Annotated in this window: 14 protein-coding genes and 1 pseudogene; 5 read left to right on the forward strand and 10 right to left on the reverse strand. The window is 69.5% G+C overall.

Features of this window, described 5'->3' with window-relative positions; translation table 11 throughout:
- Positions 1 to 168 precede the first annotated feature (168 nt).
- The gene (locus GVY64_RS30845; protein ID WP_159849217.1) at positions 169 to 4,296 is read left to right on the forward strand and encodes a cation-translocating P-type ATPase; all 4,128 of its coding nucleotides are present in this window, start codon (positions 169 to 171) and stop codon (positions 4,294 to 4,296) included.
- 9 nt (positions 4,297 to 4,305) lie between these two features.
- Here the strand turns inward: GVY64_RS30845 and GVY64_RS30850 are convergent, their stop codons facing one another.
- A complete protein-coding gene (locus GVY64_RS30850; RefSeq protein WP_236567390.1) occupies positions 4,306 to 5,262 on the reverse strand; it encodes a magnesium transporter in 957 nt (318 codons plus the stop codon).
- A gap of 488 nt (positions 5,263 to 5,750) precedes the next feature.
- On the opposite strand from GVY64_RS30850, the gene GVY64_RS30855 reads away from it, so the two are divergent.
- Positions 5,751 to 6,083 carry a hypothetical protein gene (locus GVY64_RS30855; protein WP_159849219.1) on the forward strand — a complete coding sequence of 111 codons (333 nt, stop codon included), beginning with the start codon at positions 5,751 to 5,753 and terminating at the stop codon, positions 6,081 to 6,083.
- A 43-nt stretch (positions 6,084 to 6,126) separates the two neighbouring features.
- On the opposite strand, the gene GVY64_RS30860 is transcribed toward GVY64_RS30855, so the two are convergent.
- On the reverse strand, positions 6,127 to 7,515 hold the full coding sequence (locus GVY64_RS30860) for a wax ester/triacylglycerol synthase family O-acyltransferase (RefSeq protein ID WP_159849221.1): 1,389 nt from the start codon (positions 7,513 to 7,515) through the stop codon (positions 6,127 to 6,129).
- The gene (locus tag GVY64_RS30865) at positions 7,512 to 8,219 is read right to left on the reverse strand and encodes a hypothetical protein (RefSeq protein ID WP_236567391.1); all 708 of its coding nucleotides are present in this window, start codon (positions 8,217 to 8,219) and stop codon (positions 7,512 to 7,514) included. The genes GVY64_RS30860 and GVY64_RS30865 overlap by 4 nt, the downstream gene beginning before the upstream one ends.
- A 299-nt stretch (positions 8,220 to 8,518) precedes the next feature.
- Between GVY64_RS30865 and GVY64_RS38165 the strand changes: the two genes are divergently transcribed.
- The gene (locus tag GVY64_RS38165) at positions 8,519 to 8,809 is read left to right on the forward strand and encodes a hypothetical protein (RefSeq protein ID WP_236567392.1); all 291 of its coding nucleotides are present in this window, start codon (positions 8,519 to 8,521) and stop codon (positions 8,807 to 8,809) included.
- 334 nt (positions 8,810 to 9,143) lie between these two features.
- On the opposite strand, the gene GVY64_RS30875 is transcribed toward GVY64_RS38165, so the two are convergent.
- From GVY64_RS30875 to GVY64_RS30895, 6 genes are all read right to left on the reverse strand, one after another.
- Positions 9,144 to 9,371, reverse strand: coding sequence for a hypothetical protein (locus GVY64_RS30875; protein ID WP_159849223.1), 228 nt, complete (start codon positions 9,369 to 9,371; stop codon positions 9,144 to 9,146).
- 286 nt (positions 9,372 to 9,657) lie between these two features.
- Entirely contained in the window at positions 9,658 to 10,344 is a 687-nt protein-coding gene (locus GVY64_RS30880) for a hypothetical protein (protein WP_201298231.1), read from the reverse strand.
- Positions 10,345 to 10,512: 168 nt separating this feature from the next.
- Positions 10,513 to 10,848 carry a sporulation protein gene (locus GVY64_RS30885; protein ID WP_159849225.1) on the reverse strand — a complete coding sequence of 112 codons (336 nt, stop codon included), beginning with the start codon at positions 10,846 to 10,848 and terminating at the stop codon, positions 10,513 to 10,515.
- Between the two features lie 263 nt (positions 10,849 to 11,111).
- A complete protein-coding gene (locus GVY64_RS37420) occupies positions 11,112 to 11,345 on the reverse strand; it encodes a hypothetical protein (protein ID WP_201298232.1) in 234 nt (77 codons plus the stop codon).
- 76 nt (positions 11,346 to 11,421) lie between these two features.
- Positions 11,422 to 11,583 (reverse strand): hypothetical protein, encoded by a 162-nt coding sequence (locus GVY64_RS37425; protein ID WP_201298233.1) that lies wholly within the window; start codon positions 11,581 to 11,583, stop codon positions 11,422 to 11,424.
- Between the two features lie 192 nt (positions 11,584 to 11,775).
- Positions 11,776 to 12,516 (reverse strand): universal stress protein, encoded by a 741-nt coding sequence (locus GVY64_RS30895; protein WP_159849227.1) that lies wholly within the window; start codon positions 12,514 to 12,516, stop codon positions 11,776 to 11,778.
- A gap of 10 nt (positions 12,517 to 12,526) precedes the next feature.
- On the opposite strand from GVY64_RS30895, the pseudogene GVY64_RS30900 reads away from it, so the two are divergent.
- Both GVY64_RS30900 and GVY64_RS30905 read left to right on the forward strand, forming a co-directional pair.
- Positions 12,527 to 13,156, forward strand: a pseudogene (locus tag GVY64_RS30900) (alpha/beta hydrolase); the annotation flags it as partial.
- Positions 13,157 to 13,199: 43 nt separating this feature from the next.
- Positions 13,200 to 14,030, forward strand: a complete 831-nt coding sequence (locus tag GVY64_RS30905) for an aminoglycoside adenylyltransferase domain-containing protein (RefSeq protein WP_159849229.1) — start codon at positions 13,200 to 13,202, stop codon at positions 14,028 to 14,030.
- Positions 14,031 to 14,174: 144 nt separating this feature from the next.
- Here the strand turns inward: GVY64_RS30905 and GVY64_RS30910 are convergent, their stop codons facing one another.
- Complete coding sequence (locus GVY64_RS30910) at positions 14,175 to 15,911, reverse strand: DUF3556 domain-containing protein (RefSeq protein ID WP_159849231.1); 1,737 nt, start codon at positions 15,909 to 15,911, stop codon at positions 14,175 to 14,177.
- Between the last annotated feature and the right edge of the window lie 97 nt (positions 15,912 to 16,008).

The raw sequence follows: 16,008 nt of genomic DNA on the forward strand, positions 1-16,008 counted from the left end.
GAGTGCGGCGCGTTCCCGCGAGATGCGCTGCTCGATTGCCACCCCGGCACTCGGCAGCCGCTACCGGCCGAACAGATGGCTCCGACCGGCCGACCGCCAGCGGAATCCATGATGTTGGGCGGCTATCTCGAGAGATTGCTGCGTGTCCCGGTACTCACGGTGAATGGGTTGCGGATCCCGACGGCCGCGGCCTGTGCACTGCGCGCCCCGGCATCCGCTGCGAACGCGTTGCACACCGTGCTGTCGGAAGCCGTGGGTCACGCCCGCGTCGTATGGTCCGGCGACGACCGCGTACATGTCGCGGTGCACGGACCGGCGCCGGAACGGCTCGAGGCGTTCGCTGCGGACCTGACCGGGCGGGTCGGGCGCCTACCAGGGGTGGGCTGGGCACGTCTCGATGCCGGGTGCGGATCTCTCGTGGTTGCCAGGAGGTCTTCAGAGGCGTTCGACTCGGCCGCCATCGTCGCCGCGGTGGAGGAAGCGGAGACCGCCGCCGATGTCTCAGGGCCCTTCACCGCGGCTGTGGCCACACATCCCACCGATCGGACCGCAGCGGCGTGGTACACCGTCGCGGCGGTCGCCGACGTGGCCGCGGTCGGCGTCGCCGCCCTCGGCGCACTGCTGCGCCTGCCCGGGCGCTCGACGCCGATCGAACTCGCGCCCGTCATCGCGTTCGTGCAGAACCAGGAGCGGCTGCGCGCCCCGCTGGAGCGGCGATTCGGGGTGACCGAAGTGGAGCTGGCCCTGGGCATCGCGGCCGCCACCGCCGGTGCCCTGGAGCGACAGCTACTCGGTCCGGTCGTCGACCTCGTCCACCGGGTGCTGCTGCTGCGGCAGGAGCGTTCCCGCGCGCAGACCTTCGCGCAGCTGGAGCCGGTGCTGTACGCGACCGCCCCGCCGACCCAGCCGCTACCGAAGCACCGCGCGCCACGGCCGATCCCGCTGCCCCCGGGCCCGATCGAACGCTATGACGAGGGCGACTTGATGGCGACCATAGCGGCAGCAATGACCACCATCCCGCTTTCTCATCAGGCGCAGGGTGCCATCGACGTGGTCAGCGCGGGGGTTGCCAAGGCCGCCCGACTCGGGCGCGAGGCATTCGCCGCCGGAGTGACGGAGTACCTGGGTCGCTGCGACGTGCTCGTGGTGCGTCCGGAACCGCTGCGAATACTCGACCATGTCGACCGTCTGGTGATCGACATGGACCTGCTCGGTGACACGCCGCCGCCGAAGCCGGTGACCGGCCACGACATCGAGATCGTCCGGTACGAGCCCAAATCCGGACCCGAGGAAGATCCAACGGATCTCACCGAAGTCGTCGCGCGGCTGCAACGCGAAGGCCACGTCGTCGCGGTCGTCGCGGGCGCCGACAAGGCCGCGCTCGCCGCCGCGGACTGCGGCGTCGCGGTCGCGCCCTACCCGGAGCATCCGGTGCCATGGCATGCCGACCTCATCGCCGTCGACGGGCCCGCCGGCGTCGCGGCCGTGCTCGACGCCTGCCGGCTCGCCCGGGACATCAGCCGGCACAGCGTACTGCTGGCGCTGGCCGGGTCGGCGGCGAGCGCGCTCGTCCTGCTCGGCGTCCCGGTGCCGCGGCGGCATCGGCGGGCATGGCCCGTCTCGCTAGGTGTCGACGCGGCGGCTCTTGTCGCTCTGGCACACGGGCGCCTGAGCGCGTTGCGGCTGGTCCCGCCGGCCCCGAAAGCGCAGGCGGAGGACGACTGGCATCGTGTCCCGCCCGCCGAGGTGCTCGCTCGTTTGGGGAGCAGCCCGGAAGGGTTGACCGCCGCCGAAGCGGGTGCCCGCCGCCCGCCGCCGGGTGCCGTACCGAGCGCGCCCCGGCAGTTGTTGGTTCATGTCGTCAACGAGCTGCGCAACCCGCTCACGCCGGTGCTCGCGGCGGGCGCCGCACTTTCGGTGGCGGTCGGGTCCATGCTCGACGCGGCCATGGTGGGCGCCGTCGTCTTCGCCGACGCCGGAATCGGCGCTCTGCAACAGCTGGGGGCCGACCGGGCCGTTGCCGCGCTCGACCGGGTAGCCGCCCAGCGGGTCCGGGTCCGCCGCGACGGGTCCGAGCGTGGCGTCCTCGCCGACGAACTGGTCGTCGGCGACATCATTCGGCTCGGTCCTGGCGAAGGGGTGCCCGCCGACTGCCGCGTGCTCGAGGCCGAGGGCCTGGAGATCGATGAATCCGCGCTGACCGGCGAGTCACTGCCGGTGGCCAAGGTTCCCGCGCCGGTCGAAGCGGAGGCGCTGGCCGACCAGTCGTGCATGTTGTTCGCCGGCACCGCCGTCGCGACGGGGCGAGCCAGCGCGGTCGTGGTAGCGGTCGGGGCGGACACCGCCGCCGGACGGGCTGCCCGCGGCGTCACCTCACCGCACACCGGGGTGGAGATCCGCCTCGAGGCGTTGGCGGCGCGCGCCACACCGGTCGCACTCGGGGCGGGGGTCGTCACCATGCTCGCCAATCTCGCCCGGGGCGCCCCACTGGCCGAGACGCTGGCCGCCGGGGTGAGTCTCACGGTGGCGGCCGTCCCCGAGGGCCTGCCGATCCTCGCCACCGCCGCCCAGCTGGCCGGGGCAAGGCGGCTGGCCGAGCGGGGTGTGCTGGTCCGCCACAAGCGAGCGGTGGAGGCCCTCGGCCGGGTCGATGTGTTGTGTGTGGACAAGACCGGCACCCTTACTCATGGAATTCTGCGCGTCACCGCCGTGCACGACGGACAGCTAGGTGCCGCTGCCGGTCAGCTCCCCGGCAGGCACCGGCGGATCCTCGCCACCGCCTATGCTGTGGCGGCGACCACCCTGCCGCGACGACGTCGCCCGGGCAGCACCGATGACGCCATCGTCACCGCCGCGACGGCTGCGGGGCTCCCGGAGCCCCCGGCCGCACTGGCCGAGCTGACCTACGAGTCGGGCCGGGCTTACCACGCGGTCGTCGTCCCGGACGAGGACGGTGTACGACTGAGCGTCATCGGGGCTCCCGAGACGATCCTGAGCCGCTGCGCCCACCACGAACACCCCACCGCAGGCCACGTCGAGGTGGACAGTGATCGCCGCAGCCAGCTCTACGGACTGGTCGAGGAACTGGCGGGAGACGGCGGCCGAGTGCTCGCCGTCGCCACCCGCCGGCACGGCGCGCCATCGGTGGCCGAGCTGTCCGAAGACGACGTCATGGGACTCACCCTGGCCGGGTTCTTGGTCCTCTCCGACCCGCCACGCGGCCACGCCGCGGACGCTCTGAATCGAATCACCCGCGCGGGTGTGCGGCCCGTGCTGATCAGCGGCGACCATCCTGCGACGGCCCGCTGGCTGGCCACCGAGGTCGGGCTGCCGTCCACGTCCGACGACAGCACCGGTGTCGTCACCGGCCCAGAGCTCGACCGCCTCGATGACGACGCGCTCGACGCACTGCTGCCCGGGGTGTCCGTCTGTGCCCGGGTCACGCCGGCCCACAAAGTCCGGCTGGTGGCTGCCTACCGCAGGGCTGGGCACTGTGTCGCCATGACCGGTGATGGTGTGAACGACGCGGCCGCGATCCGGCTCGCCGACGTCGGTATCGCCCTCGGCAGCGGCCGCAGTACCGAAGCAGCCCGCCACGCCGCCGACGTGGTGCTCGTCGCGGACCACATCGGCAGCATCGTCGACGCGCTCATCGAGGGCCGTGCCCTATGGGTGGCGGTCCGCGATGCGGTCGCCAACCTGCTCGGTCACAACTACGGCGAGATCGCGGTGATCGGCGGCGTGAGTCTGCTGACCGGCAGGACCCCGCTCACCGCCCGCCAGCTGCTGCTGTGCAACTTGTTCACCGACACGATCCCGGCGCTGGCCATCGCCATGCGCCCGGTGCCCCACCTCGATCCGGAGCATCTGCTCGCGGAGGGCCCGGACCGCTCGATCGGCCCACTGCTCACCGAACGGATCACCGTGAACGGCGTCGCCACCGGTCTGGCAGGCGCGGGCGGCTACCTGGCTGCCCGCCTCACCGGTACCGCCGAGCGAGCTCGCACGGTCACCCTGCTGAGCATCGTCGGCGCGCAGTTGGGCGAGACCGCGGTGCTGCGACCGACCGACCCGGTCGTCGTCGGCGCGGCCGCCGTATCAGCGGCAGCGCTGCTCGGCATCGTCGAGACTCCAGGACTGAGTCAGTTGTTCGGATGCCGACCGGTAGGCCCCGTCGGCCTGCTCATCGCCGGCACCGCTGCTACGGCGGGCGCCGTCGGCACACTGCTGTTCGCGCCTGCGGTAGCGCGCCACCGCGACGAAGAGCATCCTCCTCGCGCAAGCGCCTCCGGGTGACGTCCGCCATCAGGTCACGACGAGTGCGGTCACTCCTAGGTATATGAGGATCGAAAGGAGGTCTTGGACCACGGTTGCCAATGGTCCGGAGCCGAAGGCCGGATCGATCTTCAGTTTCGCCATCGTCCACGGCAGACCCATCGCCACGACCGCGGCGACCGAGCACGCGGCCAGTAGGGAGATCGCCACCGCCAGCGACACGTCCGGTGCACCCCAGAACATCAACGTGAGCGGGTAGGAGACGACGGCGATCAGCAGCCCGATGAGCAGGCCGGTGACGGACTCACGGTGGACGATGCCACGGATGCCGACACCGACCGCAAGGCCGCGGATCACCAGCGCCTCGGTCTGGGTGCCGACCGCGTCGGCCAGATAGACCACGCCGGGGACGAAGAAGGCGACAAGGACCTCGCGCTCCAGTTCGGCGTGAAAGATATCCATGACTCCCGCGGCAAGCATCGCGCCGACGAGCCCCACCAGCAGCCACGGCAAGCGGTGCCACAGTCGGCGGGCGATCGGTTCGACGGTCGCGGTCCGGGCGCCGGTCGCGGATTTCAGATATCCGGAGAGCCGGGCGACATCCTCGTCGTGTTCCTGCAACAGCACCGTCAACAGCCGCCGCGGTGGAATAAGACCGAGCCATCGGCCATCGGCATCGACGACCGCGAGCCCCGGTTCCTCATGCCGCAACGCCTCCCACACCGCCGCCTCCTGGTCCTTGTGCCCGGCGATCGTCGGCGGATCGGGGTCCATCACGGCACCGACGGCCGTCCCGGTGGGTGCCGCGAGCAGATTCTCGATCGTGATCAGACCGGCCAGCCGAGTACCGTCACACACCGCTATCACGGCCGCGCTGGCAAATCGGCCACCGCGCATACGGGTTAGGACATCGTCGGCCATTTCCCCGGGATCGGCGATCGGCACGTCACGGGTGGCATGAGCCGCCGCCGTTTCGAACAGCTCCACGCTTCGCACAGTCGGTTCCACGGCCGGAAAGTAGTCCGATCCGCCGGGAAGCGCCAGTGTTCCGAACAGGCCGCGCGCCGTTCGGTCGCGCGTGCCGAACCGTCTGTGACTCGCCGGCGGATTCAGCGGGGTGCGCCGGTTCGCTGCCGAACAGCCATCTCGCCGGTATCCGTGCCGAGGGAGCATCCGAAGCGGCAGCGCCTTACATGCTGCCCTCATCGCGAGGCCGGACCGGCTGAGCGCGGAACAGCGCGAAGCGCTCGAGAAGTGAGTTGCCAATAAGTTGCCGGGAACTGGCGCGGACAGGACGTGAGGAACCGGAACGATCCGTCCCGAGGACCTGCCGCCGATCCCCCGGGGCACGAGATCCCGCTCGGCGACGCGATCGCCGATCTGGTGTTCGCGGTGGCCGTGTCGGATCGCTGTGCTTCTTCCCGGCGCTGGCGCCGTCCTTCCTCGCCGAGACCGCCGCCGGTCTGGATCCCGGCGTGGCCGAGCGGCTGTTGCCCATGGTGGTCGTCGTCGCTGTGCTGTGGGTGATCGTCGCTATCGCACAACTTCTCGCGCGTGCCTGGACGGTGCCGGTCGCCGCGCTGTCGATCGCCGCCGATCTGCTCGCCGTCGCCACGGCCGCCGCGGTCCTGGTCCACCGGCCCTACTTCACGGCGGAGTTCGTCTCCGGCCTGGAGGAAGGCAATGACGGTGATCTGGGCAGGGCTGTCGAGATCGGCCTCGGGATCAGCGCCATCGCGGTGATGCTCGTCTGTGCCGCCGGAATCGTCACCACCGCACGCAGATACCTCGCCCATCGCCGGGAATGAGCCCGAGGCGCGACAGTTATCGGGGGATCAGGAGGACCGGCGGTTACCCCTCGGCGCCCTCGAGCATCCGCCGCACAGCGGTCGGGATCGTCTGGGCGAGGAGGGCGATGTCGGGCGCGCCGTCGTAATCGCCGGTGATGCCGAAGCTCAGCGTGCCGTGATAGCTGAGCATGGCGATGCCGATGCGCAGGCGCATCGCGATCGGGGCGAACGGGAACACCTCGAGCACATCGGCGCCGAACATGCGTTGTGTCCGTGTCGGTCCCGGCACATTGGTGACCAACGCGGCGATACCGTGCTGCGGGTAGCGCAGTGCCGTTCGCACCGCCCACGCCACCGGCGCGAACGGCACGAGCCCGGCGAGGGTGACGAGCGTCTGGCCGGCACCGGACTCTCCACCGTGCTTGAGCTTGCCCATCTGCTCGCACACCACATTCAACTGGTCCACCGGATCGTCGAGATCGACCGGCAGGACCGGCAACATCAGCGAGACGCGGTTGTCCAACCGTCCGGAGGCCCGCGCCGACCGCGTGGAGACAGGAGTGAGCACCCGCACCGTGTCCGGCCCGGGTTGCTCGCCGCGCGCCAGGAGGACGGCGCGTAACGCCGTGGTGACCGCCGCGAGCGCGACATCGTTGATAGTGCCGCCGAATACCTCGCGTACGCGGTTGATCTCGTCGAGCCGGACGCGGGCGACCGTGTAGCGGCGTTGCCGGCCGATCGGGCCGTTCAGCGAGGAGCCTCGGCGCGGGTCGAGCACGTTCCAGATCAACGGCGCCATGCCGCGCGCCGTGCGGACCAGCGCGCGGGGAGCCCGCACCAGCAGCGCGGGGGCCCGCAACGGCAACTCGAGTCCGCCGCGTAGCAGACGCTGCCAGTCCGCCGCCGCGCCTTCGCCTTCGCCTTCGCTGGAGAGCATGTCGTCGGCGCCCTGCTCGCCAGGCGTGGCGTCGGCGTCCTCGGTGGTTGGGTCACAGAGGCGGCGCAGCAGGGAGATCCCGGAGACGCCGTCGACCATGCTGTGGTGGGCGGACAGGATCACCGCCCATCGGTCGCCCTGGAGCTGCTCGACGATGGTGAGGTGCCACAGCGGGTGATCGCGGTCCAGCCGACGTTCCAGCGTCGCGCCCACCAGCTCCCACAAGGCCGCTTCGTCCCGCGGTCGGGGCAGCGCCGCCCACATGAGGTGGTGCCCCAAATCGAAATCGTCATCGATCACCCAGGTCGGCGCGGTGACATCCCAGGGGCCGCGCCGCACCTTCTGCCGCATCCGGGTTTTAGACTCGATGCGGTCCGCGAGCCGGCGCACCAATTCCGCGCGATCGCCCGGTTCGCCCGCGAGGATCGCCACCGCGCCGATGCCGGCGCTCACGTGCTGGTCGGTGTCCTCGAGTTCGAGGAACCCCGCGTCGAGGCGGCCGAGTTCGCTCATCGCAGGCCCATCTCCAGTAGCCGGACGAGGAAGAGACCGGAAACCGCGGCCATAGCGGCCGCCATGAGCAGTCCGCCGACCAAGCCGATCAGCGCAATCAGCGTGGCCGACTGCCCTGGCTGCCAGAGTGGACTGGTGAACGCGGTGAAGACGGTCAACCCGGCCAGCCAGGCGGCGGCGGTCGCCGCGATCCAGCGCGCCGCGCCCCGCACGTGCGCGCGGAGGACAACCCACTGCGCGACGCCGATGGACAGCAGAATCACCGAACCCCCTGCCACGAACGTGGCCACATGCGCCGGTCGTGGCCATCCCGACAGTCCTTCGGTGACGACGAACAAGGCGCCCACCGACCATGCGACGACCGCGCCGAGGACCGTCGCGGCAATCCAGCGACGGCTCGGCAGTCCCGGCAGCACCGCTCGCATCGCGCGCGCCTGGAACCACCCCAGCGTCGCGCCCTCCACCGCGCCCGCCACGAGCAGCGCGCCCGCCGCGGGGACTCCGGCGCGATCGGCGACGAGCGCGCCCACCACGGCGGGCGCCGAGAAGCCGAGTAGTTCGCCAACGGTCACCAAGCCGAACCACCTGCGCCACTGCCAGTCCCTCGACACGCCTGGCACGAGGTCGCCCGCCGCCGTGTCTCCTGGCGAGGGGTGATGATCGTGGCGGGTCGTTCGATCCCCGGCATCGGTGCTGTGCGTCATGTCTTCGATCATCCGCCCACGCGCGGTCGGGCGTACAGGTTCCAAAGCCCCTCTCCCGACGGTCCTTCGACCGGACCCGAGCGGGCGGGGCCGGGGTTCCTTCACCGACCTCACGCGTCTGGGAGTTTGCCGCGCGCCGTGGACCCGGCGCACTCAGGAGGCACCGGCCCGGTGACCGACAAGGAGTGCGTGAATGCGTGTGCGGATCGTCTACGAATCGATGTTCGGCAACACCGCGCAGGTGGGCAGCGGCCATTGCCCAGGGGTTCGGCGACCGGGCCGAGGTCGAGGTGCTGAACGTGGCGGCCGCGGCCGAACTGCCCGGCTCCCCGGTCGATGTCCTAGTCGTCGGCGGGCCCACCCACGCGTTCGGGCTCAGTCGTCCGCCCACCCGTCTCGACGCGGCCCGACAGACCGAGAAACCGGTCGAGACCGAGCGCGGCATCCGTGAGTGGCTCGAGGCCGCTTCGGCAGCTCCCGGCAGGGCCCGGGCCGCGGCATTCGGGACCAAGGTGGGCACTCCGCCGTGGCTGCCCGGCTCCGCGGCGCGCGGTACCGGCAAACGACTGCGCGCGTTGGGTTACAGCTGATCGATGACCCCGCGGACTTTCTCGTCCACGTAACTCCCGGGCCCCTGCTGGAAGGCGAGGTCGGCCGGGCTCGAACCTGGCGTGAACGTCTCGCCGAGGCCGCGACGGCGCGCTCCACGCAGCCCTGAGCCGCTACGGCCGTGCCGCGTCACTCGGTAGCTCCGCATGGGAACGACCAGCCACGTTCGAAGGATTCGCGAATGCGGCCGCCCGCGTCACGCGGGTCGCCGCCATACTGAGTTCGGCCCGCACCGCCGCGCGACTGTTCGAGTGCCCTCGTCGCCGCAGACCCGCCGGAACCGGAGCGGTCCGGAACCAGCCGCGCGGCTCGGGCTCACGGTACGCCGACACCTCCGAGCAGAGTGCGGACCGCGCGATCGGCGATGACGTGCGTCGACTCGCCGCCCGCTTGCGCGGCTTCGGCGGCCACGTAGATGTGCGCGTTGAACACTCCCTCGATCCACGCGGCGGGTAGCGCCGGGTCCAGGTCTCCTTCGGCTTGGGCCGCGGCGATGAGTGTGCCTAAGGATCGGTCGCCGACCTCGACGAAGGAGCGCAGCATCAGGAGCAGGTGGAATTCGGCGGAAGCGACAGCCTCGCATCGCGTACGCGAGTGCAGTGGTACAACCTGGCGACGGGAGCTTCCGGCAGTGTGGAGGTCCCGGATCGGTACACCGCGCGGCAGCCGTGTGATTGCACGCCCGCACCCGTGCCGGCGGTGACGGGGCCAGGCCAGGTCGTCGCGATCGTGACCGCGGGTGGACCGCTGGCGCCGGTCACCGTGTCCCCCGGGATTCGGCATGTCAGCGGCGGTGGTGAGTGGTTGCGCCGTTAAGACTCCTTCGGAGTCACCGGGCCGGGTCGGAGGCGACTGAAGGACCGGTCGGAGCGTTCTCGTCGGCGCGGACGCGGACGCGTAGGTTGGCGAACTGGCGGGCCTGCATGATCAGATGAGCGGGCTCGCCGATCAGGAAGTCGGCGACCGCCATCAAGGGGCGAGGAGCATCCCGTCCGATGGTGCGCACCACCAGCCGAGTGCGTCGGCCGGGGAGTTCGGTGAGATGGAAGCCCCACACGCCTTGCGTGAACATGCGGGGCAGCGGTCCGCGCGGGTCGAAGGGGCGGCCACTGGGCAGTGTGAGATCGCTGCGCAGCACCAAGGTCGTCGGGCGGTCGGCGATCGCCACCGTGAAGTAGGTGCGCCCGTCGCGCGTCGCATTGACCCGGTCGCCTTCGCGCAGTTCCTGCCATTGCGGCACGATCCGCGTCGAACTCGGCCGACCGCCGTTGTCCAGACGGTCCCAGCTGTACCAGCCGGCGCGGTCTGCGCCCATCTGGACCAGCCAGCGCCACACCTCCTCCGGCGGCGCCTCGAGCGTCGTAGCCATGGTCGAGCAGCCCGTGGGCGCAGGCACCAGCATGTCACCGGGATACTCAGCCGCGGCTTCTGCCGGGGTGGCGCCCCAGCGCAGGATGCGATGCCGCAGCGCCAGTGCGGCGCCGGATGTCGCCAGCAAAGGGATGGTCCATCGCATAGTGTGCCTCCCGTCAGGTCTTACTTCTGGATGCAGCTCGCGGTCCAGGCGCCGCTCGACCAGCGCCGATGGTCCCGAGAACGCGGCAGGACCGGTATGCGCCGGCAGGCCCGAACGGTCGAGCGGCAGCCGGACCGGCCGACCGTTACGACGGCGGCGTCCGAGTGCTCATCGGGCGGTCCGCTCGGCGATTCGCGCACCGACGAGCAGCGCGGTTACGGCGACGACGCCGACGACGGTGATCAGGCGATTCACGTCGATCGCCGGTTGCCAGCGCACTCGGCCATCCCGCAGCACGTAGACGCCCACCGGCTTGGCGCCGAGGCCGAAGCCGACGCCCGATCCTTCCTGTCCGCCTTCGTCGGTGCCTCCACCGCCGCCTCCACCGCCAGAAACGGCGGCGGCCGCGATCAGCACGGCACCATCTCGTTCGACCGGTTCGGCGTACACACGGTGCACCGTCATGGCATCCTTCGCCGACGCGAGAATCTCATCGACCTTCATTGTGCTTCCTCCTGGGACGGTCCGGGTGATTGTCGTAGTCCGATCCGCTCCAGTGTCCGACATAGGCCGAATCGCACAGGAGAGTCGATCGGCCCTCGGCGGGGGGAGTAATGGCAACAAGTTCGACGGGAGAAAGGGCTGCCTGGCCGCGTGGGAACGCGCACCGCCCGGTGGTGGCCGAGGGGAAACGAATCGTGCCGCGCCATTGCCTCGCACCATGTCGTGCGCTACGGCGGTTCCTGTCCGAGTTGAATCCGATGCGATCAGCGACCGCGCGGAGATCTGGCCGTGGCTGGTGCAGTGTAGTCCGAGGCGATCCGCTCGGCGAGCGGAGCGTCCGGGCCGACCGGAATGTGCGGGCGGGCTCCTGGAGCCACACGCACGTACCGGCGCAGAATCGCCGCCCGCTGTCCGGAGTCGACCTCCTTCAACCGAACCTCCTCACTGTCGCCGTGACGCAGCAGGGCGTGGCCCTCGGCGGCGGCCACGTTGCGCACCCAGTTCGCGTTCTTCCCAGCAGCGAAACCACATAGCGTGGGCCGCCGAACTCTGTGAGCACCACCGGGAACCAGATCACAGGCTTGCTGCGCCCCCGCCGACACCCAGTGCCGACACCAAGCGCGGCGCGATCCCCGCGGCGAAAACCCAAGCTGAGAGACGATTTTGAATCTGAGCGAACAGGTTCGGGCTTTCCTTGCGGTAGAACCAGCGCGAGTAATTGTCGTATGCCCGCATGGTGCACTCCTCGGAGACGGGCTCAGTCCTGAGCCGGTCGATTTCACTGACTTCTCCGGTCGCGGGGTGGGGCATCGCGCCCGAGTTGCCTGCTCTCGTCCACACGAGAATGACGAAAAACCCCTGCGGAGAGCGGACAAGCGGTCGAGACGAGGTGAACTCGGCGCCCCGCACGTCACCCGCGCAGGGACCTCATGCCGCAGGACGTTCGTGGTCTCGCACGACGATCATCGGACACTGCGCCGAATGCAGCAGCTTGTCGGTGGTCGAGCCGAGCAGCATGCTGGCGAACCCGCCGCGGCCGTGGCTGCCGACAACCAGCAGCTGCGCCTGCTCCGATTCGTCGAGCAGCGCGCGAGCCGGGCGGTCGACCTTGACAACGCGCCGGACCGGCACATCCGGGTACCGCTCCTGATAGCCTGCTAGCTGTTCGGCCAGCAACACCTGCTCGGACTCCAACATCGCATCCCAGTCGGCCATGGGTATATCGAGTCCGGTGACATCGCTCCAGGTGTGCACCGCGGTGAGGCCGACCTTGCGCAGCGAGGCTTCTTCGAAGGCGAGTTCGATGGCGGGGACACTGTTGTCGGTGCCATCGACACCGACGACGACTGGCTTGTCGGTCCATTCTGGAGTGATGCCGGAGAAGTCGTGGATGACCGCGACCGGGCAATGGGCATGCCGGGTCACCGCGGTGCTCACCGAGCCGAGCATCCCGCGCTGGAACGCGCCGAGACCCCGGCTGCCGACCACCAGCATCTCCACCCGGCGCGAACGGTCGATCAGCATGGGTATGAGGGAATCGAAGGACACCTCTGTGGTGAGCGCGAGTTCCTCACCGGGCACGGCCTCACGCGCGATCCGGCCGGCTTCGGTGAGGATCCGTTCGCCATCGCGACGCATCCACTCCACGTCCGTGTCGCTCAGTGTCATCCCGGGACCTGATCCGAAACTCGGGGTGTACAAGTGGAAGACGTTCCTCACCGAGGAGTTGCCGCCGGTGATCGATGCGGAGTTCGCCACCACGGGGGTGAACGCGATCGCGGGCCTGTCCACCTCGGGCACCTCGGTGCTGCAACTGCCGATCGCCAAACCGGGTCTGTATCAGGCGGTCGCGGCCTACAGTGGGTGCGCGCAGGTCAGTGACCCGCTCGGCCGCGAGTTCGTGAAACTCGCCGTCGAGAGCTGGGGCGGCGGTGACACCGAGAACATGTACGGCCCACCCGAGGACCCGATGTGGGCCGCCAACGACCCGTACCTGCACGCCGACCAACTCCGCGGCATCCGCCTGTTCCTGTCCACCGGAACCGGCGTCCCGGGCATGTACGACGTCTACAACGGCGCTTACACCCAGCCGGGGCCGCGCGGCTACCTCAACCAGCTGGTGCTCGGCGGTGTCATCGAGGCCGCGGTGAACTGGTGCACCCACAACATGCGGGACCGCTTGAACGCGCTCGGCATCCCCGCTACGTACGACTTCCAGCCCACCGGCACCCATTCGTGGGGCTATTGGCAAGAGGCGCTGAAGAATTCATGGCCGGTGCTGGCCGACGGTTTGGGGCTGCCGCACTGAGTCCCGCGGCTGGTCGGCGGGCCGTTGGCGGATACTGGCTCGCATGGCCCACGCCCTGGTCGACTTCCGATCCCTTCCGGTCGAGTTGCGTCCGTACCTGGACGGTCTCGTGCGGCGCGCCCGCTCGGTCTGCGAACCTCATCTGATCAGTGTCTTCGCCGTGGGGTCGATCGCGCTCGACGACTACCGGCACGGGCGCAGCGACGTCGACGTGGTGATGGTCGCCGACCCGCGACTCCCGGCGCGGGCATTGCGTGAACTGGCCGAGGCGCTCGCGCACCCTGCCCTGGCCTGCCCTGCGGCCGGGCTGGAACTGGTGGTGTACGGGGCGGATTTCGCCGCCGATCCGTGCGGCGCGGCCGGTTATCTCATGGACCTCAACACCGGTCCGATGTTGCCGAACCGGGTCAGCTTCGATCCGTCGGAGTCCTCGGCTTTCTGGTACGTCATCGATCGTTCCATCGCTCACCAGGCTGGGCGCCTCCTGCACGGCAAGCCCGTGCGGGAGGTCATGGCAGCCCCGTCGCCGCGCGACGTGTACGCCGCGCTGCGGGCTTCGGTCCGGGAGCACGCCGGGGGAGAGGGGCATCTCGGCGACAACCGAGTCCTGAACGGCTGCCGGACGGCATCGTTCTGCCGGACGAGCCGCTGGCTGGCCAAACGCCGGGCAGCACAACTGATCGCGGCCCAAGAGACAGGTTTCCGCCCCCTCATCGAAGCAGCGCTGCACAGCTTCCAGCAACCCCGCTCGGCAGCACTGCACCTGCCCAGCGCGGACGTCCGCGCTTTCCTCTCCTGGGTGGAGGACTGTGTCGTCGAAGCGGCGAACCGCTCGGCAGCCGGTGATCGCTGGGGGGACGCGGGCTCCCTCTGAGGAAGACCGCGGATCCTCCGCACTCTCGAGCGGACTCGACCAGGGTTCGGGGACACGCAGCCGGAAACATGTTGTTACTTGGATATGCGCATCAACGCATTGAATCACCGCAAGCCATATGCCCCCCACGAGAGCCTGACGGCGCTACTCTCGCTCGTCGAGGCTGTACTGCACCCGTACCGGGACGTCGTCGGCCCAGGGCTGGCGGGTCACCATGTCGGCGACGCGTACTTCTCCGCGTTCGAACTCGCCGGTGGCGGCGTCGACGAGGCGGTATTGCTGGGTCTGCTTGTGGATCGGCTGGGCGTCGAGGAGCACGACGCGAACCTCATCGGGTTCGAAGTGGCAGCGCCGGTGCATGGCGGCGATGAGTTGTTCGTTGTGCAGATGGCCGTCGCCGAAGTTCCAGCCGATGGCCGTGCTGCAGATGCGTTCGCCGTCGGTGATGGTGTACTCGTCTTCGCGACCGGGCGGCATGGCGCGGTGGACGAGCGTGAACAGCGCGCGGCCGTGGGTGTTCATGGCCCGGAAGGCGTATCCGAGATACTGCGGGATCTGCGCGCGATCCTTGCCGTAGAACCGCTCCAGCTGCGCCTGCGGCATGCTCGCAATGGCGACGATGTGTTTGCCGATCTTCTCCGCGGCCGAAGGCTTGACGCACCACATCGTGGTGTCCCAGTTTCCTGCGTAGTAGCGCATACCGGGCAGGAAGGAGATCTTGCGCGGGAAGAGGTTTCCGGCGATCACGATGCCCGCCACCGCGACGAACAGCACCGCCACCGGCACCGGGCTGCCCGCGCTGCCGAGACCGAGGTCGGCGTGGGCGACGAACAACGTGGCGATCCCGAAGATCATGAAGACGTTCCACTCCAAGGGCACGCCCATGGGTATGGCGGTCAGGATCGCCAGATGGAAGCACACCATCACGAGCGCCGCGATCACCGTCGGCCACCCACCGTGGGAGAAGAACAGCACCGGCGGAACGCACAGCTCGACGGCGGTGCCGCCGTGGGCGAAGACGCGGGACAACCGCCCCGGCCGCAGATCGTCGGGGAAGCGTTCGAAGAACGCGCGCTTGAGTGGTTTCGGCCGGAACACCGGACTGTTGGACATCATCGTGGCGACCACGAACGGGAAGTGTTTGTTGAGTTTCGAGGTGGCCGCGCCCATCCAGATGACGACGAAGACGACCTTCGCGGCGACGATCGAATCGGCTCCCGGGAGCAGGAAGGCGACCGTGAGGGTGGCGTAGACCTCGCCCCGGGCGGCGAGGAAGATCACCTTGTCGCGCAGGCCGAGTACCGCCAGCAGGCCGAGAATCGTGGCGATCTGCCAGTACGGCAGCAATCCCACGCTGGTACCCAGTTCGGGGATGGGGCCGGTGCCGTCGGACAGCACGGCGACCGTCGTCACCGCCAGCAGCGCCGCGTACAAGGCGACGTCCACCGGTGTGCGGTTGTCGCCCTCGGTGAACGGTACCCGGCGGGGCCATGGTGGCAGCCGAATGGTGTTGGGACGCAGCCAATACAGGATCGAGCCGAAAGGCGGGAAATACCGATTGTTCAACGGGCCGAATCCGCAGCCCAAGCCCACCACTTCGAACAACAATGTGTACAGCACGATCTTCTGGAAGACGATCGGCTCCGACCACCAGGCTCCGACGTCGGTGAATCCGTCGATGCCCGCGGTGGTCAGCACGACGAGCCAGCCGCCGAGCACATAGAGGCAGATCTTTCCGACGTAGAACAGGTGCAGCGCCACGGGCGTCCCGAAGCCCACTTCCGCCCAGTGCCGGGCCATGGGCCGGATGCGTTCGGCGCGTGTGCCTTTGCTCCATTCGGTCAGGTCGACCATCGGCAGGTCGGGCTCGAGAAACCCCATCAAGCACGCTCCGATCGAGAACGCCGGGGGCACGGTCCGAGCCCCGAGGTTCCCGATACGGTGACAGGTACCGCGGTCGCTGTCAACGACTTCCTCC

The sequence above is a fragment of the Nocardia sp. CY41 genome, from assembly GCF_009829325.1.
Lineage (GTDB): Bacteria > Actinomycetota > Actinomycetes > Mycobacteriales > Mycobacteriaceae > Nocardia.

Excerpts from the sequence above, each read along its gene's own strand:
- GVY64_RS30860 (WP_159849221.1), bottom strand. The coding sequence starts at position 7,515 with ATGAGCGAACTCGGCCGCCTCGACGCGGGGTTCCTCGAACTCGAGGAC.
- GVY64_RS30865 (WP_236567391.1), bottom strand. The coding sequence starts at position 8,219 with ATGACGCACAGCACCGATGCCGGGGATCGAACGACCCGCCACGATCAT.
- GVY64_RS30875 (WP_159849223.1), bottom strand. The coding sequence starts at position 9,371 with ATGCTGCGCTCCTTCGTCGAGGTCGGCGACCGATCCTTAGGCACACTC.
- GVY64_RS30880 (WP_201298231.1), bottom strand. The coding sequence starts at position 10,344 with ATGCGATGGACCATCCCTTTGCTGGCGACATCCGGCGCCGCACTGGCG.
- GVY64_RS30885 (WP_159849225.1), bottom strand. The coding sequence starts at position 10,848 with ATGAAGGTCGATGAGATTCTCGCGTCGGCGAAGGATGCCATGACGGTG.
- GVY64_RS37425 (WP_201298233.1), bottom strand. The coding sequence starts at position 11,583 with ATGCGGGCATACGACAATTACTCGCGCTGGTTCTACCGCAAGGAAAGC.
- GVY64_RS30895 (WP_159849227.1), bottom strand. The coding sequence starts at position 12,516 with ATGACACTGAGCGACACGGACGTGGAGTGGATGCGTCGCGATGGCGAA.
- GVY64_RS30905 (WP_159849229.1), top strand. The coding sequence starts at position 13,200 with ATGGCCCACGCCCTGGTCGACTTCCGATCCCTTCCGGTCGAGTTGCGT.
- GVY64_RS30910 (WP_159849231.1), bottom strand. The coding sequence starts at position 15,911 with ATGGGGTTTCTCGAGCCCGACCTGCCGATGGTCGACCTGACCGAATGG.